Source organism: Jatrophihabitans sp. sgz311053 (assembly GCF_056135305.1).
Genome location: NZ_JBWAXP010000002.1, coordinates 1,836,084 through 1,861,825, shown reverse-complemented (window position 1 = coordinate 1,861,825; position 25,742 = coordinate 1,836,084). Strand labels below are relative to the sequence as shown.

General features: G+C 70.4%; 21 protein-coding genes and 1 pseudogene. 14 read left to right on the top strand and 8 right to left on the bottom strand.

The window, feature by feature from the left end; all coding sequences use genetic code 11:
• Positions 1 to 29 precede the first annotated feature (29 nt).
• The 3 genes and pseudogenes from AC0NZQ_RS17705 to AC0NZQ_RS17695 all read left to right on the top strand — a co-directional run.
• Positions 30 to 245 (top strand): annotated as a pseudogene (locus AC0NZQ_RS17705) (helix-turn-helix domain-containing protein); the annotation flags it as partial.
• A gap of 245 nt (positions 246 to 490) precedes the next feature.
• Positions 491 to 1,267 carry an enoyl-CoA hydratase/isomerase family protein gene (locus tag AC0NZQ_RS17700; protein WP_474531313.1) on the top strand — a complete coding sequence of 259 codons (777 nt, stop codon included), beginning with the start codon at positions 491 to 493 and terminating at the stop codon, positions 1,265 to 1,267.
• A gap of 42 nt (positions 1,268 to 1,309) precedes the next feature.
• Complete coding sequence (locus tag AC0NZQ_RS17695; RefSeq protein WP_474531444.1) at positions 1,310 to 3,172, top strand: ABC transporter ATP-binding protein; 1,863 nt, start codon at positions 1,310 to 1,312, stop codon at positions 3,170 to 3,172.
• Between the two features lie 42 nt (positions 3,173 to 3,214).
• On the opposite strand, the gene AC0NZQ_RS17690 is transcribed toward AC0NZQ_RS17695, so the two are convergent.
• From AC0NZQ_RS17690 to AC0NZQ_RS17670, 5 genes are all read right to left on the bottom strand, one after another.
• The gene (locus AC0NZQ_RS17690; protein WP_474531312.1) at positions 3,215 to 4,432 is read right to left on the bottom strand and encodes an ROK family protein; all 1,218 of its coding nucleotides are present in this window, start codon (positions 4,430 to 4,432) and stop codon (positions 3,215 to 3,217) included.
• 32 nt (positions 4,433 to 4,464) lie between these two features.
• Positions 4,465 to 5,844, bottom strand: a complete 1,380-nt coding sequence (locus AC0NZQ_RS17685) for a sugar ABC transporter permease (protein ID WP_474531311.1) — start codon at positions 5,842 to 5,844, stop codon at positions 4,465 to 4,467.
• Positions 5,841 to 6,623 carry an ATP-binding cassette domain-containing protein gene (locus tag AC0NZQ_RS17680; protein ID WP_474531310.1) on the bottom strand — a complete coding sequence of 261 codons (783 nt, stop codon included), beginning with the start codon at positions 6,621 to 6,623 and terminating at the stop codon, positions 5,841 to 5,843. Before AC0NZQ_RS17680 ends, AC0NZQ_RS17685 begins: the two co-directional genes overlap by 4 nt.
• A gap of 99 nt (positions 6,624 to 6,722) precedes the next feature.
• Positions 6,723 to 7,892, bottom strand: a complete 1,170-nt coding sequence (locus AC0NZQ_RS17675) for a sugar ABC transporter substrate-binding protein (protein ID WP_474531309.1) — start codon at positions 7,890 to 7,892, stop codon at positions 6,723 to 6,725.
• Between the two features lie 331 nt (positions 7,893 to 8,223).
• Positions 8,224 to 10,995, bottom strand: a complete 2,772-nt coding sequence (locus AC0NZQ_RS17670) for an aconitate hydratase (RefSeq protein ID WP_474531308.1) — start codon at positions 10,993 to 10,995, stop codon at positions 8,224 to 8,226.
• 121 nt (positions 10,996 to 11,116) lie between these two features.
• Between AC0NZQ_RS17670 and AC0NZQ_RS17665 the strand changes: the two genes are divergently transcribed.
• The 4 genes from AC0NZQ_RS17665 (at position 11,117) to AC0NZQ_RS17650 (ending at position 16,629) form a co-directional block, all read left to right on the top strand.
• Positions 11,117 to 12,163 (top strand): phosphatase PAP2 family protein, encoded by a 1,047-nt coding sequence (locus AC0NZQ_RS17665; protein ID WP_474531307.1) that lies wholly within the window; start codon positions 11,117 to 11,119, stop codon positions 12,161 to 12,163.
• 276 nt (positions 12,164 to 12,439) lie between these two features.
• A complete protein-coding gene (locus AC0NZQ_RS17660; RefSeq protein ID WP_474531306.1) occupies positions 12,440 to 13,924 on the top strand; it encodes a C40 family peptidase in 1,485 nt (494 codons plus the stop codon).
• 100 nt (positions 13,925 to 14,024) lie between these two features.
• The gene (gene moaA / locus AC0NZQ_RS17655; RefSeq protein WP_474531305.1) at positions 14,025 to 15,062 is read left to right on the top strand and encodes a GTP 3',8-cyclase MoaA; all 1,038 of its coding nucleotides are present in this window, start codon (positions 14,025 to 14,027) and stop codon (positions 15,060 to 15,062) included.
• Positions 15,063 to 15,201: 139 nt separating this feature from the next.
• Positions 15,202 to 16,629 carry a hypothetical protein gene (locus AC0NZQ_RS17650; RefSeq protein ID WP_474531304.1) on the top strand — a complete coding sequence of 476 codons (1,428 nt, stop codon included), beginning with the start codon at positions 15,202 to 15,204 and terminating at the stop codon, positions 16,627 to 16,629.
• A 73-nt stretch (positions 16,630 to 16,702) separates the two neighbouring features.
• Here the strand turns inward: AC0NZQ_RS17650 and AC0NZQ_RS17645 are convergent, their stop codons facing one another.
• Positions 16,703 to 16,927, bottom strand: a complete 225-nt coding sequence (locus AC0NZQ_RS17645) for a hypothetical protein (RefSeq protein ID WP_474531303.1) — start codon at positions 16,925 to 16,927, stop codon at positions 16,703 to 16,705.
• A 240-nt stretch (positions 16,928 to 17,167) separates the two neighbouring features.
• On the opposite strand from AC0NZQ_RS17645, the gene AC0NZQ_RS17640 reads away from it, so the two are divergent.
• The 3 genes from AC0NZQ_RS17640 to AC0NZQ_RS17630 are packed head-to-tail and all read left to right on the top strand — an operon-like array spanning position 17,168 to position 20,210.
• Positions 17,168 to 18,235: an AAA family ATPase gene (locus AC0NZQ_RS17640; protein ID WP_474531443.1), complete on the top strand. Its 1,068-nt coding sequence runs from the start codon at positions 17,168 to 17,170 to the stop codon at positions 18,233 to 18,235.
• On the top strand, positions 18,232 to 19,257 hold the full coding sequence (locus AC0NZQ_RS17635; RefSeq protein WP_474531302.1) for a DUF58 domain-containing protein: 1,026 nt from the start codon (positions 18,232 to 18,234) through the stop codon (positions 19,255 to 19,257). Before AC0NZQ_RS17640 ends, AC0NZQ_RS17635 begins: the two co-directional genes overlap by 4 nt.
• Positions 19,257 to 20,210 carry a VWA domain-containing protein gene (locus AC0NZQ_RS17630; protein WP_474531301.1) on the top strand — a complete coding sequence of 318 codons (954 nt, stop codon included), beginning with the start codon at positions 19,257 to 19,259 and terminating at the stop codon, positions 20,208 to 20,210. Before AC0NZQ_RS17635 ends, AC0NZQ_RS17630 begins: the two co-directional genes overlap by 1 nt.
• A gap of 4 nt (positions 20,211 to 20,214) precedes the next feature.
• Here AC0NZQ_RS17630 and AC0NZQ_RS17625 read toward each other — a convergent pair whose 3' ends face one another.
• Positions 20,215 to 21,171, bottom strand: coding sequence for a quinone oxidoreductase family protein (locus AC0NZQ_RS17625; protein ID WP_474531300.1), 957 nt, complete (start codon positions 21,169 to 21,171; stop codon positions 20,215 to 20,217).
• A 57-nt stretch (positions 21,172 to 21,228) separates the two neighbouring features.
• Between AC0NZQ_RS17625 and fabG the strand changes: the two genes are divergently transcribed.
• From fabG to AC0NZQ_RS17605, 4 genes are read left to right on the top strand one after another with little or no spacing between them, the layout of a single operon-like run.
• Positions 21,229 to 21,936, top strand: coding sequence for a 3-oxoacyl-ACP reductase FabG (gene fabG, locus AC0NZQ_RS17620; RefSeq protein WP_474531299.1), 708 nt, complete (start codon positions 21,229 to 21,231; stop codon positions 21,934 to 21,936).
• Between the two features lie 23 nt (positions 21,937 to 21,959).
• Entirely contained in the window at positions 21,960 to 22,727 is a 768-nt protein-coding gene (fabI, locus tag AC0NZQ_RS17615; protein ID WP_474531298.1) for an enoyl-ACP reductase FabI, read from the top strand.
• A 55-nt stretch (positions 22,728 to 22,782) separates the two neighbouring features.
• On the top strand, positions 22,783 to 23,814 hold the full coding sequence (locus AC0NZQ_RS17610; RefSeq protein WP_474531442.1) for a ferrochelatase: 1,032 nt from the start codon (positions 22,783 to 22,785) through the stop codon (positions 23,812 to 23,814).
• A 5-nt stretch (positions 23,815 to 23,819) separates the two neighbouring features.
• Positions 23,820 to 24,659 (top strand): phosphotransferase, encoded by an 840-nt coding sequence (locus tag AC0NZQ_RS17605; RefSeq protein ID WP_474531297.1) that lies wholly within the window; start codon positions 23,820 to 23,822, stop codon positions 24,657 to 24,659.
• Here the strand turns inward: AC0NZQ_RS17605 and AC0NZQ_RS17600 are convergent.
• The gene (locus AC0NZQ_RS17600; RefSeq protein ID WP_474531296.1) at positions 24,637 to 25,659 is read right to left on the bottom strand and encodes an alpha/beta fold hydrolase; all 1,023 of its coding nucleotides are present in this window, start codon (positions 25,657 to 25,659) and stop codon (positions 24,637 to 24,639) included. The two genes, AC0NZQ_RS17605 and AC0NZQ_RS17600, sit on opposite strands and share 23 nt — an antisense overlap.
• Between the last annotated feature and the right edge of the window lie 83 nt (positions 25,660 to 25,742).

The window sequence follows — 25,742 nt, the reverse complement described above, 5'->3', positions numbered from 1 at the left end:
TCTGCTTGGAAATCTGCTTGGAGGGCGACATGACCGCGCTGAAGAAGGGCGCACGGATCACCGGTTCGGAGAGAAGCAAGCTCGCCGGTGACCTGAAGAAGGCTTACGACAAGGGCAAGAGCATCCGGGAGCTGGCCGACACGCACGGCCGCTCCTACGGGTTCGTGCACCGCGTGCTGTCGGAGTCCGGCGTGACCCTGCGCGGACGGGGCGGGGCCACCCGCGGTCCCGCGGCCGGTGCCGCGAAGAAGACCGCGGCCAAGTCCGCGCCGGCCAAGAAGGCGGCGGCGGCCAAGTCCGCGCCGGCCAAGAAGGCGGCGGTCAAGACCGCTCCGGCCGCGAAGGCGGCAGCGAAGACCGCCAAGAAGGCGGCCAAGAAGGCCAAGAAGTAGCCCGCTAGTCTCGGCTCATCGACACCGCAGACGACACCGACCCCACGCCCGCGACCCAGCGTCCCGGGGCCATCTTCGCCACCGATCCGGACGCCGGGTTGCGGGTCGAGCTTCGTCCCGGCGAGGCGCCGGTGCTCGCCGTCGTGACCCTCGACGCCGCCGACCGGCTCAACTGCCAGTCGCCGACGATGTGGGACGAGCTCACCCGCGTCCGCGCGGAGCTGCCCGCCTCGGTCCGCGTGGTGATCATCCGGGCCGAGGGCCGGGCCTTCTCCGCCGGTCTGGACCGGGCGCTGATGTCGCCGGGGCACGAGCAGGGGATCCTGCACCTGCCGCAGCTGCCCCGGCAGCAGGCGACCGAGGCGATCGCGGGCTGGCAGCGGGCCTTCGACTGGTCCTCGCGCGCGGATCTGGTCACCATCGCGGCGGTCCAGGGGCATGCGATCGGCGGTGGTTTCCAGCTCGCGCTCGGTGCCGACATCCGGATCGTCGCCGACGACGTCGCGTTCTGCATGGCCGAGCCGATGATCGGTATCGTCCCGGACCTCGGCGGCACGAAGCGGCTCGTCGACATGGTCGGGGTCTCGCGAGCCACCGAGATCTGCCTCACCGGGCGGCGGGTGGGCGCGGAGGAGGCGCTGCGGCTGGGTCTGGCCTCGCACGCGGTTGCGCGCGACGAGCTCGACGCGGCGGCGCTGCGGACCGCGCAGGCCGTCCTGGCCATCGATCGGGACGCCGCCAACGAGACCAAGGCCCTGCTGCGGGATGCCCCCGGACGCGACCAGCAGGAGCAGCAGGCCGCCGAACGGGACGCGCAATACCGGCGGCTCCGGACCCTGGCCGGGCTCGATGCCGAGGACACGCCCGGCGGCTGATCCGTCCGCGATGGCACCATCGCCGTCATGGCGATGGACCAGATGAGCGCGTACCGACTGATGAGTTCGGCGCGCAAGCGTCGCGATGTCGGGTCCGTCCCCCGGGGCACCTGGCGACGGGTGCTGGCCTTCGCCGCGGGCTACCGGCGGCAGCTGCTCGTCTTCCTCGCCCTGATCACCGGCAGCGCCCTCATCGCGGTGATCACGCCGGTGCTCGCAGGTCGGGTGATCAACCACATCACCGCCAACTCCGGCAGCGGCGCGGTCATCCGCATCGCGCTCGTCATCGCCGGCCTGGCCGTGCTCGACGCTGCGCTGTCGTTCACCCAGCGCTGGTACTCGGCCCGCATCGGCGAGGGGCTGATCTACGACATGCGGACCGCCGTCTTCGATCACGTGCAGCGCATGCCGCTGGCCTTCTTCACCAGGACGCAGACCGGCGCCCTGGTCAGCCGGCTGAACAACGACGTGCTCGGCGCCCAGCAGGCCTTCACCAGCACGCTGTCGGGACTGGTCTCCAACGCGGTCGGGCTGGTGCTGACGGCCGCGGTGATGTTCACGCTGTCGTGGCAGATCACGGCGCTCTCGCTGGTCATGCTGCCGCTGTTCGTGCTGCCGGCCCGCCGCATCGGCAGCCGCCTGCAGGACATCACCCGCGAGTCCTACAACCTCAACGCCTCGATGAACACGACGATGACCGAGCGCTTCAACGTGGCCGGCGCGCTGCTGGTGAAGCTCTTCGGCCGCCCCGGCGACGAGGACGCCAGCTTCCGGGCCCGCGCCGCACGGGTCCGTGACATCGGCGTCACCTCGGCGATGTACGGGCGGGCCTTCTTCGTCTCGCTGACGCTGGTCGCCGCGCTGGCCCAGGCCCTCGTCTACGGCCTCGGCGGCTACTTCGCCATCGAAGGCTCGCTGTCGGCCGGCACGGTGGTGACCCTGGCACTGCTGCTGACCCGGCTGTACGGGCCGTTGACGGCGCTGTCGAATGCCCGGGTGGACGTGATGAGCGCGCTGGTCAGCTTCGACCGTGTCTTCGAGATCCTCGACCTCGAGCCCATGATCAGCGATGCCGCGGCGGCCCGAGAGCTGCCGGCCGGGTCGCGCGACATCGAGTTCGACGACGTGCACTTCACCTACCCGACGGCAGCGCAGGTGTCGCTGGCCTCGCTGGAGGATGTCGCCGTCCTGGACCGCAGCGGTGGCAGCGAGGTGCTGCACGGCGTCAGCTTCCGCGCCGAGCCGGGGCAGCTCGTGGCACTGGTCGGGCCGTCCGGAGCGGGCAAGACCACCATCAGCCAGTTGCTGCCGCGGATCTACGACGTCTCCGCCGGCCGGGTGCTCGTCGGCGGCCACGACGTCCGCGAGGTCACCCAGCAGTCGCTGCGCGACCGGATCGGGGTCGTCAGCCAGGATGCGCACCTCTTCCACGACACCATCGCCGCCAACCTCGGTTACGCGCGGCCGGGCGCCAGCGAGGAAGAGATCTGGCAGGCCCTGGACGACGCCCAGATCGGTGCGCTCGTGCGCAGCCTGCCCGATGGACTGGCCACGGTGGTCGGCGATCGGGGGTATCGCCTCTCCGGTGGCGAGAAGGCGCGCCTGGCGATTGCGCGTCTCCTGCTCAAATCACCGCAGATCGTCATCCTCGACGAGGCCACCGCACACCTGGACAGTGAGAGCGAGGTCGCGGTGCAGCGGGCACTGTCCCGAGCTCTGGTCGGCCGGACGTCGTTGGTGATCGCGCACCGGCTCTCCACGATCCGGCAGGCCGATCTGGTGGTGGTCCTCGAGGCCGGGCGGGTCGTGGAGACCGGACGGCACGACGACCTGCTCGCCGCCGGTGGTCTGTACGCCGAGCTGTACCGGACGCAGTTCGCCGCGCCGGCCGCTCGCGAGGACTGACGCCACGGCCGGACGGCCGGTCGGTCCGGAGGCGGGTCCGCCTCAGCCGGCGGCGGCGACCAGCGGGTCGGCCAGCAGCTCGCCGAAGGCCAGCTCGGCGGCACCGAGCAGCGGTGAGTCGCTGCCGAAGGCCGGTTGGATGAGCTCGACGCTGCGCCCCGGCGCCTCCAGCACGTAGTGGTGCAGGGCGGCCTCGATGCCGTCCCGGCAGAGGTCCAGCACCTGGGAGAGCGATCCGCCCAGCAGCACCCGCTGCGGGTTGAGGGTGTTGACCAGGGTCGCGATGGTCCGTCCCAGCGGGTCGGCGACGGCAGCGATGGCACGCTGCGCGCTCTCGTCCCCGGCGCGGGCGTCGGCGAAGAGCAGCGCGACGGCCTCGTCGGTCGGCGGCAGTGACCGGCCGGCACCGCTCAACAGGGCGGCCTCGCCGATGAACGTCTCGGTGCATCCGGTCTTACCGCAGTGGCACGGTGCCCCCGAGGAGTCGATGACGTTGTGCCCGATCTCGCCGGCGTGGCCGTCGAAGCCCCGCAAGGGCGCACCGTTGACGATGATGCCGGCGCCGACACCGACGCGGCCCAGCAGGTACACCACGTCGTCGAAGCCGCGCGCGGCGCCGCGCAGGTGCTCGGCGACGACGGCGAGGTCCGCGTCGTTGCCGAGCACCACCCGGGCCGTCGGCGGGAGCAGGTCGGCCAGTCGGGCGGAGAGCAGGTCGCCGAACTCGACGTCGTGCCAGTCGAGGTTCGGCGCCACCGTGATCCGGCCGGTGGATCGCACGACGGTGCCGGGGACGCTGACGCCCACCGCGAGCGGCGGCTGGGCGCGGCCGGTCGCCGCGGCGACGCTCTGCACCGCCTCGACGACGAGCCGCGCCGTCGTCTCCGGGTCGTTGGCGGCCGTCACCTCCGCGCCGGTGGGGAGCTCGTGGCGGGCGAGGACGTCGCCCCCCAGCCCGACGGCAGCGGTCACGATGTGCGTCACGTCGACGTCCACCGCGGCGACGTAGGGCCCGTCGTCGTGCGGCCCCACCACGTGGGAGGGCCGGCCGACGCTCGACCCGCCGTTGGGTACCACCTCGCCGACGAGGCCGAGGTCGAGCAGGTCGGCGACGAGCGCGCCCATCGTCGACCTGCTCACCCGGAGTCGCTGGGTCAGCTCGGCTCGGGTCAGGGCACCGTCACGGTGAATGTGCCCCAGCACGAGCGCGAGGTTGTGCCGCCGGATCGCGTCCGGACGAGCCGCGGGGGACCCGACCATCGTGCCGTTCCTCCTGATCGCCGGTGCCTCGGTCAGGACGATGCCGACCGACGCCGCGACAGCGCGTCGACGGCGGCGGCGAGCAGCAGTGCCGCCCCGGTGGCGCCGAACTGCAGCGAGTTGCTGACCGCGGTGTTCTGCGTGTTGATCAGGTTGGCCGTGCCGTTGTAGATGACCTCGACGACGGCACCGCCGACGATCGCGTCGATCATGCGACCGCGGCCGCCGAAGAGGCTGGTGCCGCCGATGACGGCCGCGCCGACGGCGAGCAGCAGCGTGTTGCCGCCGTAGTTCTGCTGGCTGACCGACGAGACGTTGGAGCCGATCATGATGCCGCCGACGGCAGCCATGAAGCCGCCGAGGACGAAGACCGAGATGCGGATGCGATCGACCGGGATGCCGGCGCGGCGCGCAGCCTCCTCGTTGCCACCGACGGCGTACAGGTGCCGGCCGTAGCGGGTGCGGCCGAGGACGAAGGTGAAGACGACGAAGAGCGCGACCAGCACCGGGATGACCCACGGCACGCCCTCGACGGCCGGCGGCGAGACGAAGACGATGCGGCCGTCGATGTTGCGGGGCACCGGGTCCTGGTTGACGGCGCGGTTCAGCCCGAGCAGGTAGATGACGCCGAAGGTCAGGATGGCGAGGACAGCGATCTTGCCGACCCAGACCGCGACCGGCTCTGCGGTGAGGCCCTGCTTGCGACGCGAGGCCATGGCCTGGGCCTTCAGCCCGGCGTAACCGGCGACGATGATGACGCCGAGCACCCAGCCGGCCCAGATCGGCATCTGCGAGTTGGCGAAGGCGAGGACGACGTCGTCGGTGATGCCGACGTCACCGTGCTGGCCGGCGCCGGTGTTGAGGACCAGCAGCATCAGGCCCTGGAAGCCGAGGAAGCAGGCCAGCGTCACGATGAAGGACGGGATGCCCACCTTGGCACGCAGCCAGCCGATGAACAGGCCCACGATCGCACCCGCCGCGAGCGCGGCCGGGATCGTGACGTACCAGCTGTAGTCGTAGCCGACCATGAGCCGGACCATGATCGCGGCGCAGACACCGGCGGTGTAACCGGCGGCGAGGTCGATCTCGCCGAGCAGCAACACGAAGACGAGGCCCATGGCGACGAAGATCGTGCCGGCGCCCTCGGTGAACATGTTGCCGAAGTTGAAGAGCGTGTGGAAGCTCGGCTGGACGAGCGAGAAGAAGATCGCCAGCACGATCAGGCCCGTCAGCGCGGGGAGCGAACCCATGTCGCCGCCGCGGACGCGCTGCACGTAGACGCGCAGGTAGTCGCGCGGTCCGCCCTCGACCGGGGCGGTGCTCGCCGCGGCGGCCAGCAGGTCGGCCTCGGAGGCGGTGGGGGAGGCCGGTCGATCCTCGACCGGGTGGTTGTCGTTGGTCGTGCTCGTCACGCCGAGGCTCCGCTCTTGCTCAGGGTGGGGCCGTCCGAGCCTTCCAGACGCCCCGTGGTGATCAGCTCGACGAGCTGCTGCTGGTTGACATCCGACCGGCGCACGATCGCGGCCGTCTCACCGAGGTACAGCACGGCGATGCGATCGGCCACGCGGAGCACGTCGGACATGTTGTGGGAGATGAGGACCACGGCGAGGCCGCGGTCGGCCAGCCGGCGGACGAGCTGCAGGACCTGCTCGGTCTGCGCCACGCCGAGAGCGGCGGTGGGCTCGTCGAGGATGACGACCTTGGAGTTCCAGAGAACGGCCTTGGCGATGGCGACCGTCTGGCGCTGACCGCCGGAGAGGCTGGAGACCCGCTGCCGCACGGACTTCACCGTGCGCACCGAGAGCGACTTCAGCGTCTCGGCGGCGGCGAGTTCCATGCTGGCCTCGTTGAGCACCAGGCCCTTGTGGCGTTCGCGGCCGAGGAACATGTTCTGGACGATGTCGAGGTTGTCGCAGAGGGCGAGGTCCTGGTAGACGATCTCGATACCCAGCGCGCTCGCGTCGCGGGGGTTGTGGACGGTCACCTCGTTGCCCTCGAACAGGTAGTTGCCCGAGTCGATCGAGTAGGTGCCGCTGATGCACTTGACCAGCGTCGACTTGCCCGCGCCGTTGTCGCCGACGAGTGCTGTCACCTCGCCGGGAGTCGCGCTGAACTGAACGTTCTTCAGGACGTCGACCGGGCCGAAGCTCTTGTTGACGTCACGAAGTTCGAGGATGGGCTGGTCGGCCACGCTGGCCCCTTTCACGAGTGGGAGGACCCGACGGTGGCCGCCGCCGCGACCCGACCGTGACGGTCGGCGCAGACGGCGGCCACCTGGTTCGGGCGGGTACTACTTGACGCCGGCCTTGGTGCAGAGGGCGGCGTAGCTACCCGTGCACACGGTGCTCTTCGGCGTGTACTGGTCGTTGATCGGGTCCGCGACGTTCGACTTGGTGATGACCGTCGGGGTCGCCAGGATGGCGGGGACCTTCTTCTTCGACTGCGTGTCCTCGATCGTCACGCCCTTGGTGTCGGGCGTCTTGCCGTTGGCCAGCTGCGCGATGGCCTCGATGGCCGGCTGGGCCTCCTTGGTGGACGGCTTGTAGATCGTGAAGCACTGGTTACCCGCGAGGATCTGCTGCAGACCCGCCGCGCTGGCGTCCTGACCACTGACCGCGACCTTGCCGTTGAGGTTCTGCCGCTTGAGGTTGGTGATCACGGCGCCGGCCATGGTGTCGTTGGCGACCATGACGGCCTTGATGTTCGGGTTCTTGCTCAGCATCGAGTTGAAGACACGGCTTGCCGTGGGGGCGTCCCACTGGCCGGTCTGCTTCGCGACGCGGGTCCAGCCCGACTTCTTGCTCAGGACGCTGTCGTAGCCCTGCGCGAAGAGCGTGGCGTTGTTGTCGGTGGGGGCGCCGTCGATGTCGACGTACTGGACCGTCTTGAGGTCCTTGACCTGCGGGCACTGGGTGAGCGCGGTGCCCTGCGCCTCGCCGACCTTGACGTTGTCGAAGGAGATGTAGAGCGAGGCGGTGCCGCCGAGGGTGAGGCGGTCGTAGTCGACGGTGATGACGCCGGCCTGGGTGGCCTGCTTCTGGATCGCGGCACCGGAGGCCGAGTCCAGGTTGACGATCATCAGGACCTTGACGCCCGAGGCGATCATCTGCTGGGCGATGGTCTTCATCTTCGACGCCGAGCCGTCGGCGTTCTTGATGTTGCAGTCGAGGTTGTAGGTCTTGCAGTTGGCCTCGAGAGCGTTCGGGTCGGCGGTGATCCACCGCGGCGAGGACGTCGTGTCGGGCAGGATGATGCCGACCTTCTTGCCCTGACCGTCGATCTTGCCGCTGGACGACGATCCGCCGCTCTGCGAGCTGCTGCCGCTGCTGCCGGCCGGGGGGTTGCTGTTGCTGCTACCGCTGCCGCTGCCGCTGTCCGAGCCGCACGCGCTCAGGACGGTGGCGGCTGCGATGCCGAGTACCGCAAGTGACACAGAGGTCTTGCGCATCTGCTGGTCCACGCCTCTCAATGTCGGGCCTCCCGCGTCCGCCACGTCCGACGGCGGTGGATTTGTTCGACCACGTGAATGTTGTGCGCGCGAACATATCTCAGGGTGAGGCCCGTCACCAGGAGAAGTGACCAGGCTGTTACCAATCGAAGTAAAGCCGGTAACAAGGTCCCGGTCCATTGCCCCGGAAAGCGGACATAGTGTCCCGTCAGGACTTGACGCGGGCTTGACGCGGGCGTTCCCTCGGCGTCAAGAACGGGCGACGCCCGGCGGTTCACGTGAACCGCCGGGCGTCGTCTTAGTGAGCGGGGCCGCGCTCGGTGGGTGCGGCCGGCGACTGTGCTCAGAGCAGCGAGCGCAGCACGTACTGCATGATGCCGCCGTGGCGGTAGTAGTCCGCCTCGCCGGGGGTGTCGATCCGCAGCCGGGCGTCGAACTCGACGTCGTCCGCCTTGACGTGCACGGTGCGGGGGACCGAACCCTCGTTGAGGGCGGTGACCCCGGTGATCTCGAAGGTCTCCTCGCCGGTGAGGCCCAGGGACTCTGCCGACTCGCCGTCCGGGAACTGCAGTGGCAGCACGCCCATGCCGATCAGGTTGGACCGGTGGATGCGCTCGTAGGACTCAGCGATGACGGCGCGGACGCCGAGCAGCGCCGTTCCCTTGGCCGCCCAGTCGCGCGACGAGCCCGAGCCGTACTCCTTGCCCGCCAGCACCACCAGGGGCGTTCCCGCCTGCGCGTAGTTGACCGAGGCGTCGTAGACCGTGGTCACGTCGCCGCCGGCGCTGAAGTCGCGGGTGAAGCCACCTTCGGTGCCGGGTGCGAGCTGGTTGCGCAGCCGGATGTTGGCGAAGGTGCCCCGGATCATGACCTCGTGGTTGCCGCGGCGAGAGCCGTAGGAGTTGAAGTCCCGGCGCTCGACGCCGTGCTCGGCGAGGTACGTGCCGGCGGGGGAGTCCTGCTTGATGGCACCAGCGGGGCTGATGTGGTCGGTGGTCACCGAGTCACCCAGCTTGAGCAGGACACGTGCTCCCTCGATGTCCGTCACGGGCTCCGGCTCGGTCGGCATGCCCTCGAAGTACGGAGGCTTGCGGACGTAGGTCGACTCGCTGTCCCACTCGAAGGTGTTGCCCCCGGGGGTCGGCAGCTCGCGCCACCGATCGTCGCCGGCGAAGACCTCGCCGTAGCTGCGGGTGTACATCTCCGAGGCGATGGCGTCGTCGATGACGCTCTGCACCTCGGCGGGCGAGGGCCAGATGTCGGCGAGGAAGACGTCGTTGCCGTCGGTGTCCTGGCCCAGCGGCTCGGTGGTGATGTCGATGTCCATGGAGCCGGCCAGCGCATAGGCCACCACCAGCGGCGGGGAGGCCAGGTAGTTCATCTTCACGTCGGGGTTGATGCGGCCCTCGAAGTTGCGGTTGCCCGAGAGCACGCTGACCACGGCCAGGTCGTTGTCGTTGACGGCTGCCGAGATCTCGTCCGGCAGCGGGCCGGAGTTGCCGATGCAGGTGGTGCAGCCGTAGCCGACGAGGTTGAAGCCGAGCTTGTCGAGGTAGGGCGTGAGGCCCGAGCGCTCGTAGTAGTCGGTGACGACCTTCGATCCGGGCGCCAGGGTGGTCTTGACCCAGGGCTTGCGGGACAGGCCCTTCTCGACCGCCTTCTTCGCCAGCAGTGCGGCACCGATCATCACCGACGGGTTGGAGGTGTTGGTGCACGACGTGATGGCGGCGATCGCCACGGCGCCGTGGTCCAGCTCGCACTCCTCGCCGTCGGCGAGGGTCACCGGACTGGGCTTGGAGACGCGACCGTGGGCGTTCCCCACGGCGGAGGTACGTGCCGGCGCGGCCTCGTCGCCGCTGGGGCTGGCCGGGTCGGAGGCGGGGAAGGACTCGGCGTTGGCCTCGTCCACCGAGTCCTGGACCGAGTCGCCGTCGACGTAGTTGCTCAGGGCCTCGCGGAACATCGGCTTGGCCGACGCCAGCGGTACGCGGTCCTGGGGGCGCTTCGGCCCCGCCAGCGACGGCTCGACCGTGGAGAGGTCCAGTTCGAGGGTCTCGGAGAAGGACGGCTCGACGCTCGGGTCGTGCCAGAGGTTGTTCTCCTTGGCGTACCTCTCGACCAGGTTGATCTGGTCGTCCTTGCGCCCGGTGAAGCGCAGGTAGCGCAGCGTCTCGTCGTCGATGGGGAACATCGCGGCGGTCGAGCCGTACTCCGGGCTCATGTTGCCGATGGTCGCGCGGTTGGCCAGCGGCACCGCGCCGACGCCGGAGCCGTAGAACTCGACGAACTTCCCGACGACGCCGTGCTTGCGCAGCATCTCGGTGATGGTGAGGACGAGGTCGGTGGCGGTGGAGCCGTCCGGCAACTCACCGGTGAGCTTGAAACCGACGACGCGGGGGATCAGCATGCTGACCGGCTGGCCGAGCATCGCTGCCTCGGCTTCGATGCCACCGACACCCCACCCGAGCACGCCGAGGCCGTTGACCATGGTGGTGTGGGAGTCGGTGCCGACGAGGGTGTCCGGGTAGGCCAGGCCATTGCGGGCGAAGACCACGCGGGCCAGATACTCGATGTTCACCTGGTGGACGATGCCGGTGCCGGGCGGGACGACCTTGAACTCGTTGAAGGCACCCTGTCCCCAACGCAGGAACTGGTAGCGCTCGATGTTGCGCTCGTACTCCAGCTCGACATTGCGCTCGAAAGCGTCCGGCGTGCCGAAGAGGTCGGCGATGACGGAGTGATCGATGACCAGCTCGGCCGGAGCCAGCGGATTGATCTTGGTGGCGTCACCACCGAGCTCGACGACCGCCTCGCGCATGGTGGCGAGGTCCACGACGGCCGGGACGCCGGTGAAGTCCTGCATCACCACGCGAGCGGGCGTGAACTGGATCTCGGTGTCCGGCTCGGCCGACGGCTGCCAACCGCCGATGGCGCGGATCTGCTCCTCGGTGACGTTCTTGCCGTCCTCGGTCCGGAGCAGGTTCTCCAGCAGCACCTTGAGGCTGAACGGCAGCTTGTCGTAGCCGTCGACCGCGTCGATGCGGAAGTAGTCGAGCGAGGTGTCACCCAGCTCGAGCGTGGCGCGGGATCCGAAGCTGTTCTTGCTGTCTGGCACGACTGCTCCTGTTCGAGGGCCGACTGAGATCTCTTGACGTCAAGATACCATCTGGCTTGCTGAGGACGCGCAGGTTGCGAACGCGAGGTGCAGGGGCAACCGCCCCGTAAACTCCAGGTTCGTGACGGCCGAACTGCAGCGCGACCAGGCCGTGGACCTTCCTCCTCGCTCTGCTGCGGCAGCGAGCGGCGAGCCGGAGGCGGCGCGGTGGCGGTCGGTGCGCCTGACGGCGTATGCCCTGTACGCGGCCGCCTGGGTCTGGATTCTCATCGCCGAGGGCGTACCCACGGACAGGCTCGAGATCGCGCTGCTCATCGTCTCCGGACTGGTGCTCACCCGGCTCGGCCACGGCTGGCGCAGCCTCGGCAGGGTCGTCCTGGACTGGCTGCCGTTCACGCTGGTGCTGATGGCCTACGACCGCACCCGCGCCGTCGCCGATGCGCTCGGCATGCCCATCCACGTCGAGGACGTGCTTCACGTCGAGCGCTGGCTCTTCGGTGGCACCGAGCCCACGCTCTGGCTGCAGCGACACCTGTACGACGCCGCAACGGTGCACTGGTACGACGTCGCCTGCACCCTGGTCTACTCGTCGCACTTCCTGGTGACTCCGGCGCTGGCCGCGGTGCTGTGGCTGCGACGCCGAGAGCTGTGGCTCTGGTTCATCACCCGGGTCATCGCGCTCTCGGCCGCCGGCTTGGCCACCTATTGCCTCTTCCCGCAGGCGCCGCCGTGGTACGCAGCGCGAGAGGGCTTCTCCGATCCGATCCAGCGGCTCTCGGCTCGGGGCTTCATCCCGCTGCATCTCGGGGACGTGGGGTCGACCGTGGAATCCGCGCAGCGTGCCGGGGCCAATCCGGTGGCGGCGATGCCGTCGCTGCACACCGCCTTCGCCGTTCTCGTCGCGATCACGGCGATCGTCCTGTTGCGGTCGCCGTGGCGGTGGCTCGCGATCCTGTATCCGCTGGCGATGGGATTCACCCTCGTCTACACCGGCGAGCACTACGTGCTCGATCTGATCGCCGGCACCGTCTACGCGCTGGGTGTCCATCTCGCCGTGACCCGGTGGGAGCGCCACCGCCGTCTCGGGCGAGCCCGCGCCCACCGCGAGGGTCTCGGATCGGTCGGGACGACCCCGGACCAGGCGACGGTGGGCGACTCCGCGCGCTGACCGAAGCGACGCAGTCCGCGGCGGGTCGACCTGTCGTGGCATGCCTCGTGGCAGGCAGGGGTGCGGGCGGAGCCGTGGCCACCCCGCCCCGTGCTGGCGGCGCGGCAGGTGAGCGTCGTCCCGTCGCCGCGCCGTGCCCGATTTGTGCCTCAGTGTGACTGTTGAGGTCAGTGTTACTGCCGATTCTGGTGTTGCCACTGGCGTCAGTGAGGCGTAAATGGCAATCTGAGGCAGCTGAGTCCTAGCGGGGGCCGCGAACGACGAAGAGAGCGTGCTGTGCAGCTGTGCCGTAAACACGTCCACCGGGCGGCGATCACGCTCGCCGTCACGGCCGCCTTGGGCGCCGGGTTGTTCACCGGTTCGCCCGGCGCCGCGGCCCTGCCGCCGTCGCCGGTGCCGATTCCGCCGGCGAGCAACCCCGGCACGAACGCGCCCGACAACCCGTCGAACCAGCAGTTGACGGCGGCGAACGCCCGGCGGGCCGTCATCGACCAACAGATCGGCACGCTCAGCGGCCAGATCGCTGCTGCACAGTCGCGGCTGCTCGAGCTGCAACGCGCGGAGGAACTCGCCGAGCAGCGGGTCGCGTACACCTTCCAGCAGTACCGCGAGGCCGAGGCGGCCGCCTCCCGCGCCGCACAAGCCCTGGATCAGGTCAACAAGCAGAAGCAGGCGCTGCAGGTGCGCTTCGCACGGTTCATGCAAGCCAGCTACTCCGACGGCCGGCCGCCGGGGATGACGGGCGTCTTGCTGACCGCGGACGATCCGAACGCCATGCTCGACCAGACCAGTTATCTGCAGTACGAGGCCTCGCACCAGGCCGGGGTCATCGGCCAGATGCAGGTGATCACGGTGCGCTCCTCGAACGTGAAGGCCCGCGCGCAGGTCGCTCGTGAGAAGGCGGCGAAGGCGAAGCAGGCTGCCGCGCAGGCACAGCGCGCCGCCGCCGTCGCCGTCGAGGATCAGCAGAACGAGCAGGCCGGTCTGCAGGCGACGATGACCTCGAAGCAGAACGAGCTCATCACTGCCAAGGCGCAACAGGTGCAGCTGTACAACCAGCGGGCGACGTACACGCAGTACCGGCAGGAGCTCGCGGCGTACAACAACTACGTCACCTACGTGAACCAAAAGCGGAACTACGACTCCGCGGTGCGCGCCCAGCGCGCACGGGAACGAGCCGCTGCCGAGAGAGCCAAGGAACGCGCGGCCAAGGAACGCAAGCGTCACCGCGGCAACGGCGGCGGCAACGGTGGGGGCAACGGCGGCGGTAACAACGGCGGCAACGGCGGATCCAGCAGCGCGCCGCCACCGCCGTCGAGCGGTGGCTGGACGATGGCGAAGGCGAAGCGTGCGGTCGCACGAGCCAAGTCGACGCTCGGCACCCCTTATGCGTGGGCGGGTGGCGGCCCCGGCGGTCCGAGCTACGGTGCCTGCGTGCCGAGCGCGGGCGCTCCTAACGACTGCTACATCAAGGGCTACGACTGCTCCGGACTGGTGATGTACGCCTGGGGCCAGAACTGGGACCACTATGCCGACACCCAGTACAGCCAGGCGGGTTCGTTCCACCCCCGGATCAGTCAGCTGAAGCCCGGCGATCTCGTCTTCTACGGCTACCGCGGCGGCGGTTCGGACCTGCACCACGTCGCCATGTACGTCGGCAAGGGGCGCATCATCGAGGCGCCGTACTCGGGCGGTTACGTCCAGTACAACAACCTGATGGCCTACTCCGACTACTACGGGGCGACACGTCCGCTGACCTGATCTGGTCTCGTCGCACCGCGTCTGCGGTGCGTCGAGGCCGAGTTTGCCGCGTCTGCTGCTCTGCCTGCCGATCGAGTGTGTCCCGGGTAACGTGGAGCCGATGACGACCTCGAACCCGGCGCGTGGCGAGCTGCGCGATTCCTTCGGTCGAGTCGCCACAGATCTGCGGATCTCGCTCACCGATCTCTGCTCGTTGCGGTGCACGTACTGCATGCCGGCTGAGGGGCTGGACTGGCTGACCAAGGCACAGCGGCTCAGCGACGACGAGTTCGTCCGCCTCGCCGGACTCTTCGTGGAGTTCGGGGTCACGAGCATCCGGCTGACCGGTGGCGAGCCGATGGTCCATCCGACGCTCGGCAGCGTCATACGGCGGCTCGCCGATCTGGCTCCCCGTCCGGAGCTGTCGCTGACGACGAACGGCATCGCGCTCGACCGCCATGCAGCGTCGCTGGCAGAGGCCGGGCTGGAGCGAATCAACATCTCGCTCGACACGCTGGACCGCTCTCGCTTCGCCGAGCTCACCCGGCGTGACCGGCTCGAGGACGTGTTGGCCGGCATCCGGGCCGCCACCGAGGCGGGACTGCGCCCGGTGAAGATCAACTCGGTCCTCATGCGAGAGAGCAACCTCACCGAGGCGCCGGCTCTGCTCGGCTGGGCGTTGCGCCATGGCCATCGCCTTCGCTTCATCGAGCACATGCCGCTCGACGCCGACAGGATCTGGTCGCGCGGCCACATGGTCACGGCCGAGGAGATTCTCGGCTTGCTGCGGGAGGCCGGCTTCGAGATCCGTCCCCGCCCGACCCGGGGCAACGCGCCGGCGGAGGAGTTCGATGTCATCGACGGACCGGGCCGCGGCGACTGGGCGAGTCCGAATGGCTCACTCGGGATCATCGCCTCGGTGACCCGGCCATTCTGCCGCGACTGCGACAGACTGCGACTCACGGCCGATGGACAGCTGCGTACCTGCCTCTTCGCGCAGCACGAGACCGACCTGCGGGCACCCATGCGCAACGGCGCCACGGACGATGAGCTCGCCGAGCTGATCCGAGCGGCGGTCGCCGGCAAGCAGGCCGGGCACGGCATCGGTGCCGTCGACTTCGTGCAGCCGGAACGGACGATGTCGGCCATCGGCGGCTGATCAGGCAAGGTGGTCATGCGCGGAGAGCCTGCCCCGGACGCCTGACGCCCCGCGGCCGGTTATCCACAACTCGGCGTGTCGTCCACAGGACGCTCTGACGCGAGGTGCGAACCGGCCCGCGGGCCCCACAGTCGCCGCCATGACCTCTCCACGATGGCGGCGCCGATTCGCCCGAATCCCGCGTCGTCCCACCCTGCGCAGCGGCCGCCCGGCTCTGCGACCCCTGTCCCTGGCGCTCGCGCTGGTGCTCGCCTTGGCCGGCGTGGCGCTGCTCGGCTCGAGTTCGACCGCCGACGCACGCCCGAACTCGCTGCGCAGCGGTCTCGGCCGCAGCGCGGGCCACGACTTCGTCGGCTTCTACATCGCCCGCGACGGAACGAAGGCCTACTGCCTGAGTCCGCGACGGGCCACACCGCGTTCGCTGTCGCTGCGCACGACCTCGCGGATGCCCGGCCTCAGCGCCGCCAGCAGCGCGGCCCTCGCCTATGCGCTGAGAATGTGGGGTGACGCCCGCAGCCGTGACCAGGCGGCGGTGACGAGCCAGGTTCTCAACACCCTCGCCGGCAACCGCGCCGATGTCGGCCGCCGAGCCCGTCACCTCCCGGCCTCCCTGCGACGCCTCACAGCGCAGCGCGTGGCCGAGGCCCGCACCCTCCGCGGGCCGTACCGCGTCACGGTGACGCTGCCGGTCGCCCCTCTACCCGGCGGCGCTGCGGTCGGTTCGGTCACCGTCCGGTCGGCCACCGGACGGGGCGTGCCTGGCGTGCGAGTGACCCTGCGTTCGACGGCGAACGTGCACGTTCCGGCCAAGCTCACCACCGGTCGTCACGGCGCGGCGACGCTGCGCTACGCCACGGTCGGAATCGGCGAGGCCCGTGTCTCCGCGGCCGCGTCGCTACCGAGCACCCAGCTGCGAGTCAGCACCCCGAGACGGGGTGAGCAGCGGCTCGCGACATGGCGCGCGAGTACGACGGCGGCCGGCGCGGCCGCGTTCCGCGGCAGGGCCTCCGGGTTCTCGCACGGTTACGCCTGCGACAGCGAATGCCGCGGAATGCCGCTGCTGACGCTCTCGGCGTGCGCGCCCGGGTCGCGAGTGACCCAGCGCATCACCTACCGGATCGTTACCGGCGGCCGGGTACGGAACCTGTCCCGTGACTTCCGACCCTCACCGCGACGGCACTGCGGCGCGGTGGTGACGAGGGTGCCTGATGGCGGGCGCATCACCGCCTCGTGGCGCTACCTGACGACCCGCGGCTGGAGCGCACCCGTCGCTGCTCCGGGAAGCCTGGTCGTCGACTGCCCGCCGGTTCCCGTGGTCGCAATCAGCATGACCACGGACTGCGAACGCGCGCAGGTGACTGTCACCGGCGCTGCGTCGCGACACCCGACCGTGCTGGTCATCGCAGGGGCGCGGCGCGCCGTGGTGCCGGCCGCTGCCGGGGTCTCGGCGCGGTGGTCCACGACGGCACGGTGCGGCGACCACCTGACCCTCACCGCGCGTGGCGGCGTCCAGCGAGCCTCCGGCAGGTGGAATTACGGCCCTGTCGCCGCGGTGACCACGCCGTGACCCGGCTGTGGCACGGGCGGGGCCAACTCTGGGGAGCCGAGCTGATGCGTGGTCAGCCGGGCGCGCCGAGGGATCAACCGGTGAAGGCGTCGCGCCCCAGCAAGAACCCTCGACGGGCCAGGAAGTCGGCGAGATGATCTGCGTGATCGGGGCAGGCGAGCCAGTGCTTGACCCGGGCGGCGTCGTGCAGCCGCGGGTTGCGCCAGCGCAGATCGACGGTGGCAGGAAGCCGGCACCCCTTCGCGGAACAGCGCGGTGCGCCGTCAGCGTCGTCGGCGCCCGATCCCGGCGCGATCACAGCGAGGCCGACTCTTGCTCGGCGCCCAGCATCACCTAGGCACCGTACAGCGCTGGTCCCGTACGGTTGATCGCAGTCGAACCGGCGTGACCGGTGTCGCTGACCCGCCGGATCCGGCGGCACGGCACCGGTCGCGTGCGGCCAGGGAGAGCGCACAGGGAGTAAGTGTTGACCGAGTCCCAGAGCACGCCGCAGTCCACGAGCACACCGGCGGCCGATGCTGCGGCCATCGAGCGGGTCATGTTCGAGGTCAAGCGGGTGATCGTCGGGCAGGAGCGACTCGTCGAGCGACTCGTGGTGAGCCTGCTGGCGCGGGGACACTGCCTGCTCGAGGGCGTCCCCGGTGTCGCGAAGACGTTGGCCGTGGAGACCCTGGCCAAGACGGTGACCGGCACCTTCTCCCGGCTTCAGTTCACCCCCGATCTCGTCCCCTCGGACATCGTCGGCACACGCATTTACCGGCCCGGCGCGGAGTCCTTCGACACCGAACTCGGCCCCATCATGGCCAACTTCGTCCTCGCCGACGAGATCAACCGGGCGCCGGCGAAGGTTCAGTCGGCGTTGCTGGAAGTCATGGCCGAGCGGCACGTGACGATCGGCGGCAAGCGCTTCGACGTGCCGGCCCCGTTCCTGGTGTTGGCCACGCAGAACCCGATCGAGTCCGAGGGCGTGTACCCGCTCCCCGAGGCGCAGCGCGACCGGTTCCTCATGAAGGTCGTCGTGGACTACCCCAGCGCGGCCGAGGAGCGCGAGATCATCTATCGGATGGGGGCGCAGCCGCCGTCGGCGAACCCGGTCATCAGTACCGACGACCTCCAGCGGCTGCAGGCGACGACCAGCCGGGTCTTCGTCCACCACGCCATCGTCGATTACGTGGTGCGCCTCGTGCTCGCCACCCGCAACCCGCAGCAGTTCGGGCTGGACGACGTGAAGCAGTGGATCTCCTACGGTGCCAGTCCCCGTGCCAGTCTCGGCCTCGTCGCCGCGGGCCGGGCGATCGCCCTGACCCGGGGCCGGGACTACGTGCTCCCGCAGGACGTGCTGGACATCGCCGTGGACGTCCTGGCGCATCGCATGGTCCTCAGCTATGACGCGATCGCCGATGGCGTTCCGGCCGCCCATGCGATTCGGCGCGTGCTGCAGGCGGTGCCGCTGCCGCAGGTCGCCTCACGGCAGCGCAGCGACCAGCCCACCATGGCCCCGCCCGGTGCCCCGGCCCGCCCCCTCGTCTACGGGTCGCAGGCACCTCAGAACCCACACGGTCAGCAGGGCGGCGCACCCGGCCGCTGGGGTGAGCAGTCGGCGTGAGCCACCCCAGCCTGCCGCAGCCGACGGACCATGGTCCGTCGCTCGACCTGCACGGGGCCGACGCGCTGCTGCGTCGCCTCGAGCTCGCCGTGCGGAACAAGCTCGACGGCCTGCTGCAGGGCAACTACCAGGGGCTGGTGCCAGGCCCCGGCACCGAGGCGGGGGAGTCACGCCCCTACGTCGTCGGCGACGACGTGCGGCGCATGGACTGGCCGGTGACGGCGCGGACGACCGAGCCGCACATCCGGCAGACCGTGGTCGACCGCGAACTGGAGAGCTGGCTGGTCGTCGATCTGTCGCCGAGCATGGACTTCGGCACAGCCCGCGCGGAGAAGCGGGAACTCGTCCTCGCCGCGCTGACGGCGGTCACGCACCTGACCGTGCGCGGCGGAAACCGAGTCGGTGCCGTCGTCGGCAACGGTGAACGGATCGACGTCATCCCCGCCCTCAGCGGCCGCGCCCATGCCCGCCATCTGATGCGTCGCATCGCCACCACTCCACGCGCCACCTCAGCTGCCGGCAACGACTTGACCGCGCTGCTGGAGTCGCTGCGGCGACCACAGCGCCGTCGCGGGCTGGTGGCGGTCGTCTCCGACTTCGTCGACAGCGCCGCCGCGGCACCGGCAGCGCCCGGTCCCTTCCCACCCGGCCCGGTTCAGCCGGCACCGGCCGGACCACCGGGCTGGGAACGCGCGCTGCGGGCGCTGGCTGACCGTCACCAGCTGCTGGCTGTCGAGGTGGTGGACCCCCGCGAGCTGAGCCTGCCGGCGGCGGGCCTGGTGACCTTCGTCGACACCGAGACCGGCCGGGAGCTGGAGGTCCAGACCTCGGACCGCAAGGTCCGAGACGCGTACGCGCAGGCGGCTGCCGCGCAGCGCGCCCGCATCGCCACCTCGATACGGCACGGCGGTGCCGCCCATCTGCAGCTGCGCACGGACCGGGACTGGATCTCCGATGTCGTGCGCTTCGTCATCGCCCAGCGCCAGTTCGTCTCGGGCGCCGTCGGGGCTGGAGTCCGCTGATGTTCCTCTCACCGATCTGGCTGTTGCTGCTCATCGTGGTGGCGGTGTTGGCCGCTGCGTACGTGGTCACCCAGCTACGGCGCAAGCAGTTCGTCGCCCGTTTCAGCAACGTCGAGCTGCTCGGCAGCGTCGCGCCGCGCCGACCCGGCTGGCGGCGGCACCTCACCTTCGCGCTGCTGCTCATCTCGCTGACCGTGCTCTCTGTCGGCATCGCCAAACCATCCCGCGCGGTCAAGGTGCCGCGCGAGAACGCGACCGTCATGCTCGCCATCGACGTCTCACTGTCGATGAAGGCCACCGACGTGCTGCCGTCGCGATTCCAAGTGGCCAAGACCGCGGGCAAGCAGTTCGCCGACCTGCTGCCACCCAAGATCAACCTGGGGCTGGTGAGCTTCGCCCGCTCGGCGAACGTCCTCGTCGCCCCCACCGTCAACCGCGAGCAGGTCAAGCGCGGTATCGACTCCCTTGAGCTGCAGAACTACACCGCCATCGGCGAGGCCATCTTCGGATCACTGCAGGCCATCGACGTCTACACCAAGACCACCACGGCCAAGGGCTCGAAGCCGCCGCCGCGCCGGATCGTGCTGCTCTCCGACGGCACCAGCACGGTCGGCCGCAGCGTCAGCGACGCGATCGCGGCCGCGAAGAAGCAGAAGGTCCAGGTCTCGACCATCGCCTTCGGCACGCCGACCGGCACCGTCACCGACCAGGGCCGCACCGTCCTGGTGCCCGCGGACGACGCGACGCTGTCACGCATCGCCCGCGACACCGGCGGTTCGTTCCACACCGCGGCCTCGGAGCAGGAGCTGCGCGACGTCTACTCCGACATCGGCTCGCAGATCGGCTACACCACCGAGAAGCGGGACATCAGCTGGAGCTTCATGGTCGTCGGCGTGATGTTCCTCTTCGCCGCCGGCGGTACCGCGATGCTCTGGTCCGGTCGGCTGGCCTGACGCGTCACCGCTCCTGCGGAGTCAGCACCAGCTTGCCGGTGGAGGAGCGGTCGAGCAGGGCTCGGTGCGCATCGGCCGCCTGCTCCAACGTGTAGCTGGTGCCGGTCACCGGGCGCAGCTCGCCGGTGGCGATGGCGTCGAGCAGGTCGAGGACGGCCTCGGCCAGCCGGGCCGGGTTCTGGGCGATGTGCACGAGCCAGAAACCGACCACCGCCGTGCTGCGGGTCATGAGCCGGGCCGGGTCGACCGGCCGCGGCGGGGTGCGTCCGGCCATACCGAAGACCGCGAGCCGGCCGAGCGGAGCCAGCGCGGCGAGGCTCTGATCGAAGACCGAGCCACCGGTCATCTCCAGCACGACGTCGACGCCACGTCCGTCGTTGGCCTCGCGGAGGGCGGTCTTCAGGTCCGCGCTGCGCGAGTCGACCGCGACATCGGCACCCAGCTCCAGGGTCAGCTGCCGCTTCTCCTCGCTGGAGGCCGTCGCGATGACCCGGCCGGCTCCCCACCGCTTCGCCAACTGGATGGCCAGCGTGCCGACACCACCGGCACCGGCGTGGACGACCACGGTCTCGCCGGCCTGCAGGTGCGTGCTCGTCCGCAGCAGGTGCCAGGCGGTCGCGCCCTGCACCAGTGTCGTCAGCGCCTGCGCGTCGGTGACGCCCTCGGGGATGCCGAACAGCTGCCGTGGGTCGACCGCGATCCGCTCGGCGTAACCGCCGCTGCCGACGAGTCCGACGAGCCGTCGTCCGGTCTCGTCGCGGACGACGACCTCGGAGCCGGGGATCAGCGGCAGCTCCTGCTTGGCCAGGTAGCTGTCCTCGGTCTGGTGCGTGTCGGCGTAATTGACACCCGCGGCGAGGACGTCCAGCACCTGCTGGCCGTCGCCCGGCACGGGCTCGGGGAGGTCGCGGACGACCAGGGTCTCGGGTCCGCCGAATTCGGTGATCTGCACAGCTCGCATACCCGCGACGGTAGTCCCGCACCGGAGAGTCGCCGCGATCCGCTAGCGTCGGTCGGCGTGAGCGAACGGACGGTGCTGGTCACCGGAGGCAATCGGGGTATCGGTCTGGGCATCGCCCGGGCCTTCGCCGCCAACGGCGACCGGGTGGCGGTGACGCACCGCGGCAGCGGCGCGCCGGAGGGACTCTTCGGTGTCGAATGCGACGTGACCTCCACCGAGCAGGTGGACGCCGCCTTCAGCGCCGTCGAGGCCGAGCTCGGCCCCGTCGAGGTGCTGGTCTCCAACGCAGGCATCACCGACGACACGCTGTTGCTGCGGATGAGCGACGAGTCGTTCGACAAGGTCGTCGACGCCAACCTCGCCGGCGCCTACCGCGTCGCCAAGCGCGCCGCGAGCAAGATGATCCGCGCCCGCAAGGGACGGCTGATCTTCGTCTCCTCCGTCGTGGCCTTCGTCGGCTCGCCGGGCCAGGCCAACTACGCCGCCAGCAAGGCCGGCATCGTCGGGCTGGCACGCTCCATCGCGCGCGAGCTCGGCAGCCGTTCGGTCACCAGCAACGTCATCGCCCCCGGTTTCATCGACACCGACATGACCGCGGCCATGACCGAGCAGCGTCGCGCCGAAGTGCTGGCCGGCGTCCCCCTCGCCCGCTACGGGTCGGTCGACGACATCGCCGCCGCCGCGCTCTATCTCGCCTCGGACGCCGCCGGTTACGTCACGGGCGCCGTCCTGCCCGTCGACGGCGGCGTCGGCATGGGCCTGTAGTGACCTTCGGTTAGGAGAAAAGCATGGGACTGCTCGACGGCAAGCGCCTGCTCATCACCGGTGTCATCACCGACTCGTCCATCGCCTTCGCGATCGCCCGGCTCGCGCAGCAGGAGGGTGCGCAGGTCGTGCTCACCGGCTACGGCCGGATGTCGCTGGTGGAGCGGGTGGCCCAGCGGCTGCCCGAGCCGCCCCCGGTAGTGGAGCTCGATGTCTCCGACGACGCCCAGCTCGACTCGTTGGCCGACCGGCTCCGTGAGCACGTGGACGGGCTCGACGGCGTCGTCCACTCGATCGGGTTCGCGCCGCCGTCCGCCCTGGGCGACGACTTCCTCGGCACGCCGTGGGCCGATGTCGCGACGGCCGTGCAGGTCTCGGCCTTCTCGCTGAAGTCGCTCACCGTGGCCTGCCTGCCGCTCTTCGGTGAGCAGGGTGGCTCGGTGCTCGGCCTGACCTTCGACGCCACCGTCGCCTGGCCGGCCTACAACTGGATGGGCATCGCCAAGGCCGGCCTGGAGTCGGCCTCGCGCTACCTCGCCCGCGAGCTCGGCCCGAAGAACATCCGGGTCAACCTGATCTCCGCCGGGCCGTTGCGGACCATGGCGGCCAAGAGCATCCCCGGTTTTTCGGCATTCGAGGACGCTTGGGACGGCCGGGCCCCGCTGGGGTGGAACAACACCGACAGCGAGCCGGTGGCGCGGACCGCGGCGGCCATGCTCTCGGACTGGTTCCCCGCGACGACGGGGGAGATCGTCCACGTCGACGGCGGCTTCCATGCGATGGGCGTCTGAGGTGACCGCGAGCGTCGACACCGGCGGCGATACCGACAACGACATCGCGTCGGGTCTGCAGTACGACGCGCTGCTGCTGCTCTCCTTCGGCGGGCCGGAGGGTCCGGACGACGTCATGCCGTTCCTGCGCAATGTCACGCGCGGCCGCGGCATCCCGGACGAGCGGCTGGCCGAGGTCGCCGAGCACTACCAGCACTTCCACGGCGTCTCGCCCATCAACGAGCAGAACCGCGCCCTGATCGACGCCCTCGGCCCCGCCCTCGCCGAGCGGGGGATCGAGCTGCCGATCTACTGGGGCAACCGGAACTGGAAGCCCTACGTCGCCGACGCGGTCCGCCAGATGCGGGACGACGGCGTCCGGCGCGCCGTCGTCTTCGCGACCAGCGCGACCTCGTCCTACTCGGGGTGCCGGCAGTACCGCGACGACCTGGACCAGGCCCGGCGGGTCAGCGGCGAGGGGGCACCGGTGCTGGTAAAGCTGCGGCACTTCTTCGACCATCCCGGCTTCGTGGCGGCCAACGCCGACGGGGTGCGGGCCGCACTGGACGACCTTCCGGCAGAGCACCGGGACACCGCGCGACTCGTCTTCACCGCCCACTCGATCCCGATGTCGATGAACGACGCCTCCGGCCCGCAGGCCGATGGGCTGTACGAGAACGAGCAGCGCGAGACGGCACGACTGGTCGCCGAGCAGCTGCGCGGTCCGGGCGCGGAGTTCGATCTGGTGTGGCAGTCGCGCTCGGGTCCGCCTCAGGTGCCGTGGCTCGAACCGGACGTCAACGACCACCTGCGGGCGCTCGCCGACGCGGGCACCAAAGCCGTCGTCGTCGCCCCCACCGGCTTCGTCTCCGATCACGTCGAGGTGCGCTGGGACCTCGACACCGAGGCGGCCGAGACCGCCGCCGAGCTCGGCATGGAGTTCCGCCGGGCCAGGACGGCCGGCGTGCATCCCGAGTTCGTGTCGTGCGTCGTCGACCTCGTCGAGGAGCGGCTCCGCGGTACCCAGCCGAAGTTCCTCGGTGACCTCGGCGTCTGCGGCGTGGACTGCCCCATCGGCTGCTGTCCCGCTCCGCGACGACGCGGCTGACACCCGTGGCGGCGGCCGGCAGCTTTCCCGACGGCCCCGAGGTCGAGCTGCCGCGGGGCGACGTCACCGAGGGTGTCGTCCGGATCGGTGAGACCGTCCGCCGGCCGCGGCAGCCGACGAGCGAGACGGTCGCGGCCTACCTCGCGCACCTGGAGGCCAAGGGACTGGCGGGCGTGCCCCGCTGGCTGGGCCGCGACAGCCGTGGCCGGGATGTCCTGACATTCCTGGAGGGGACGGTCCCCGGCGACCCCGTCGAGCCCTGGGCGGCGGCCGACGAGGTGCTCCCCGGCGTGGCGAGGCTGCTCCGGCGCCTGCACGACGCCAGTGAAGGTTTCGTCCTGCCCGCCGAGCCGGTGACGGACGGCCGGCCCCAGCCGCGTTTCCCGGCCGGTGAGCCGCGACTGGTCAGCCAGCGGGACGTCACGCCGCAGAACACCGTCTTCCGCGACGGCCGGGCGTGGGGCCTGGTCGACTTCGATCTCTCGTCGTGGACCACCCGCTCGGTCGACCTGGTCAACACTGCGATGCACTGGGTGCCGCTGAGCGATCCGATCGACCGCGCACCGGTGTACGACGGGACGGAGACCTTTGCGCGCTTCCGCGCGATGTACGACGCCTACGGCCGCGATCGCGTCGACGTCGCCACCCTGCTCGAAGCGTGCGCCTGCCGCTTCGGGGGCTCCTACGCGATCATGAAGTGGAATGCCGACACGCTCGGCGGCGGTTGGCGGCGAATGTGGGACGAGGGGATCGGCGACGTCATCACCCGCCGACTCGCCTGGTTCGAGCGCATCCGCGAGGACCTCGGGGCGTTCCTCGAGGTCACGTCGCCGACCGCTCGCTGACCTCCTTGAGCTGCTCGCGATAGCCCGGCGCCTCGGTGCGGTCGACGGCACCCGGCCGTCCCTCGCGCAACAGCTCGCGCCAGTCCTCGACGCCCCACGGTGAGGGTTTGGTGGCGGCCAGGAAGTCCTCGACGACCGCCACGAAGCGGCGCGGGTCGGTGCGGAACGGGAAGTGCCCGGCGTCGTCGAAGACCTCGAGCCGGCTGCCGGGCATCGCCGCGTGCGCCTGGTAGGCGTGACCGATCGGCAGCACGCTGTCGCGGGCGCCCCAGATGAGCAGCGTCGGCACGGCCTTGGCCAGGTAGCAGCGATCGAGCATGGTGACGACCTGTCCGCGCCAGTCGACGACGGCGCGAAGCGTGCGGATGAAGGCCGCCCGCGCGGTGGCGTCCGGCAGCGAGTAGATGACGCGCCGCAGGTCGACGGCGTCCAGCCCGAGCCCGGAGTCGAGCCGCCCCAGCAGTGCGACGGCGGCGTTGACGGCCATCCGGGAGCCGGGCAGTCGCAGCGCCGACAGCGCGGCCTGCGCACCGGGCAGGGTCGCACCTCGCAGCAGCGGGGAGACGCCCGTCCCTGCGCCACCGCTGGCGACCAGCACCATGCGCTGGGTCTTCTCGGGGAACTGGTAGGCGAACTGCATCGCGACGCCCCCGCCCAGCGAGTGCCCGACCAACGTCACCTCGTCGATGCCGAGGACGCCGAGCAGGTCACGCATGCCGTTGGCGTAGGCCGCCACGGAGTAGTCCGCCCGGGGCTTGGCCGACTGTCCGTGGCCGAGCAGATCAGGGGCGATCACGAGGTGCTGGCGGGCCAGGTCGGCGATGACGGTGCGCCAGGTCGCGGAGCTGTCGCCGATGCCGTGGATGAGCAGCAGCGGCGGTCCGTTGCCGGGTTCGCCGGCGACGCGGAACACCCGCCGGTAACCGTGGATGACACGGGACTCGATCCGCACGACCGGGGTCGCCTGCTCGTAGCCGTTCACCTGCCGCAGCCTCGCCATGCGCAGCATGGTGACCCCGTCGTGCTTCGTCGGTGTTTCACGCCCGGGTCGTCCGGTGTCGGATGTCCCGCCGGGTTGCGCCG